Origin of the sequence: Kitasatospora sp. NPDC053057 (genome assembly GCF_044546945.1) — a bacterium.
Classification (GTDB): Bacteria; Actinomycetota; Actinomycetes; order Streptomycetales; family Streptomycetaceae; genus Kitasatospora.
This window is the reverse complement of record NZ_JBITZP010000118.1, coordinates 1-2575: the sequence shown is the minus strand read 5'-3', so window position 1 is coordinate 2575 and position 2575 is coordinate 1. Positions and strand designations below refer to the sequence as shown.

Below are 2575 nucleotides of genomic sequence, written 5' to 3'. Positions count from 1 at the left end.
GTTGGTGTGCGCCAGCTCGTCGACCAGGACGACGGACGGGCGGCGGGCGAGCACCGCGTCGAGGTCCATCTCCTCGAACTCGGCGTCGCGGTAGGAGCGGTGGGCCCGCGGCAGGACCTCCAGGCCGTCGGTCATGGCCTCGGTGTGACGGCGGCCGTGGCACTCGATGTACCCGACCACGACGTCGGCCCCGCGTTCCTGTCTGCGCCGCGCCTCGTCCAGCATCCGGTAGGTCTTGCCGACCCCCGGGGCGGAACCGAGGTACACCCGCAGCCGACCGGTGCGGATGCCGGAGCCGGGGGTGAGATCGCGGGCCATGGGCACTGCTTCTTTCCATCGGGAGATGAGGGCTGGACGGTACGCGTCGGCGGATACGGGGCAGCCGACCCGGGCGCGGAGGCATCCTCCCGCGCCCGGGTCGGCCCGGTCACCCTGGTTTGTCGCGCCGTGTCACTGGCCGGTCACTTCTGCTCGCTGATCGCCTTGTTGAGGAGGACGACGTTGACGCCCTCCTGGCCGAGGAAGCCGAGCGAGCGGCCCTCGGTGTACGTGTCGACCAGCTTGGCGACCGTCTCCACGGGGAGCTTGCGCTCCTTGGCGACCCGGTTGACCTGCTCCTTGGCGTAGGCCACCGAGATGTGCGGGTCGAGGCCGGAGCCGGAGGCGGTCAGCGCGTCGGCCGGGACGCTCGCCGGGTCGACGCCGTCGAACGCGGCGACGGCGGCGCGGCGGTCGTTGACGGCCTTGAGCAGGTCGTCGCTGTTCGGGCCGAGGTTGCTGGCGCCCGAGTTGTCGCCGGCGTGGTTGTTGGCGGAGGGCCGGGGCTGGAACCACTTCGGGTCCGGGGCCGACTCCTCCTTCGGGTCGTCGCCCGTAGTCGAACCAGAAGGGGCCTTCTTGGGGAGGTTGTAGTTCTGGCCGAGCAGGCTGGAACCGACCGCCTTCCCATCGGACTTGACGATCGAGCCGTTGGACTTGTCGGCGAAGGCGACCTGGCTGATCCCGGTGACCAGCAGCGGGTAGGCGATCCCGAGGATCACGGTGAGCACCAGGAGCACGCGCAGTGCGGTGAGGTGGGTCCGCACGATGGCGGGAAGGGGCTTGGACATTGCGGTGGACTCCTTTCTCAGCCGAGGCCGGGGACGTACTGCACGATCAGGTCGATCAGCTTGATCCCGACGAACGGCACGATCAGACCGCCGAAGCCGTAGATCCCGATGTTGCGGCGCAACAGCGAACTGGCGTCGGACGGGCGGTACTTCACGCCGCGCAGGGCGAGCGGGATCAGGCCGATGATGACCAGGGCGTTGAAGATGATCGCCGAGGTGATCGCGGACTGGGGGCTGTGCAGGCCCATGATGTTGAGGTGGCTCAGGCCCGGGTAGACCCCGGCGAACATCGCGGGGATGATCGCGAAGTACTTCGCCACGTCGTTGGCGATCGAGAAGGTGGTCAGCGCGCCGCGGGTGATCAGCAGCTGCTTGCCGATCTCCACGATCTCGATCAGCTTGGTCGGGTTGGAGTCCAGGTCGACCATGTTGCCAGCCTCCTTGGCCGCCATGGTCCCGGTGTTCATCGCGACGCCGACGTCCGCCTGGGCGAGCGCGGGGGCGTCGTTGGTGCCGTCGCCGGTCATCGCGACCAGCTTGCCGCCCTCCTGCTCCTTCTTGATCAGGGCCATCTTGTCCTCGGGCGTGGCCTCGGCGAGGAAGTCGTCCACGCCGGCCTCCTCCGCGATCGCCTTGGCGGTCAGCGGGTTGTCGCCCGTGATCATGATGGTCTTGATGCCCATCCGGCGGAGCTCGTCGAAGCGCTCCCGCATGCCCTCCTTGACCACGTCCTTGAGGTGGATGACACCCAGGACCCGGGCGGGCCTGTCGCCGACCTTGGTGGCCACCACCAGCGGGGTGCCGCCGGCCGCGGAGATGCCGTCGACCAGGGCGGAGACCTCGTCGCCGACCGAACCGCCGTTCTCGGTCACCCAGTTGGAGACGGCGCCGGCCGCGCCCTTGCGGACCTGGTGGACTCCCTCGGCCTCGTCCAGGTCCACGCCCGACATCCGGGTCTGGGCGGTGAACGGCACCCAGGTGGCGTGGGTCAGCTCGCCCTGCGCGCGGGCCCGCAGGCCGTACTCGGTCTTGGCCAGGACCACGATCGAGCGGCCCTCGGGGGTCTCGTCCGCGAGGGAGGAGAGCTGGGCGGCGCCGGCCAGTTCGTCGGCGCCCACGCCCGGGGCGGGCAGGAACTCGGCGGCCTGGCGGTTGCCCAGGGTGATGGTGCCGGTCTTGTCGAGCAGCAGGGTGTTGACGTCGCCGGCGGCCTCGACGGCGCGCCCGGACATCGCCAGCACGTTGCGCTGCACCAGCCGGTCCATGCCCGCGATGCCGATCGCGGAGAGCAGCGCGCCGATGGTGGTCGGGATCAGCGCCACGATCAGGGCGACCAGGACGATCATCGACTGCGGGGCGCCCGCGTAGGTGGCCATCGGCTGGAGCGTGACGACCGCGACCAGGAAGACGATGGTCAGCGAGGCCAGCAGGATGTTGAGCGCGATCTCGTTCGGCGTCTTCTGCCG

The 2575-nt window shown here is 69.9% G+C and carries 2 protein-coding genes and 1 pseudogene; all 3 read right to left on the bottom strand.

The window, feature by feature from the left end; translation table 11 throughout:
- A pseudogene (locus tag ACIG5E_RS39285) lies at positions 1-318 on the bottom strand (histidine kinase); the annotation flags it as partial.
- A 143-nt stretch (positions 319-461) separates the two neighbouring features.
- A complete protein-coding gene (locus ACIG5E_RS39280; protein ID WP_396542088.1) occupies positions 462-1109 on the bottom strand; it encodes a potassium-transporting ATPase subunit C in 648 nt (215 codons plus the stop codon).
- A 17-nt stretch (positions 1110-1126) separates the two neighbouring features.
- Positions 1127-2575: potassium-transporting ATPase subunit KdpB (gene kdpB, locus ACIG5E_RS39275; RefSeq protein WP_396542086.1), on the bottom strand; the 1449-nt coding region annotated here is incomplete at its 5' end.

Bases quoted from the DNA above. Each gene is read 5' to 3' on its own strand.
- ACIG5E_RS39280 (WP_396542088.1), bottom strand. From the start codon at position 1,109: ATGTCCAAGCCCCTTCCCGCCATCGTGCGGACCCACCTCACCGCACTG.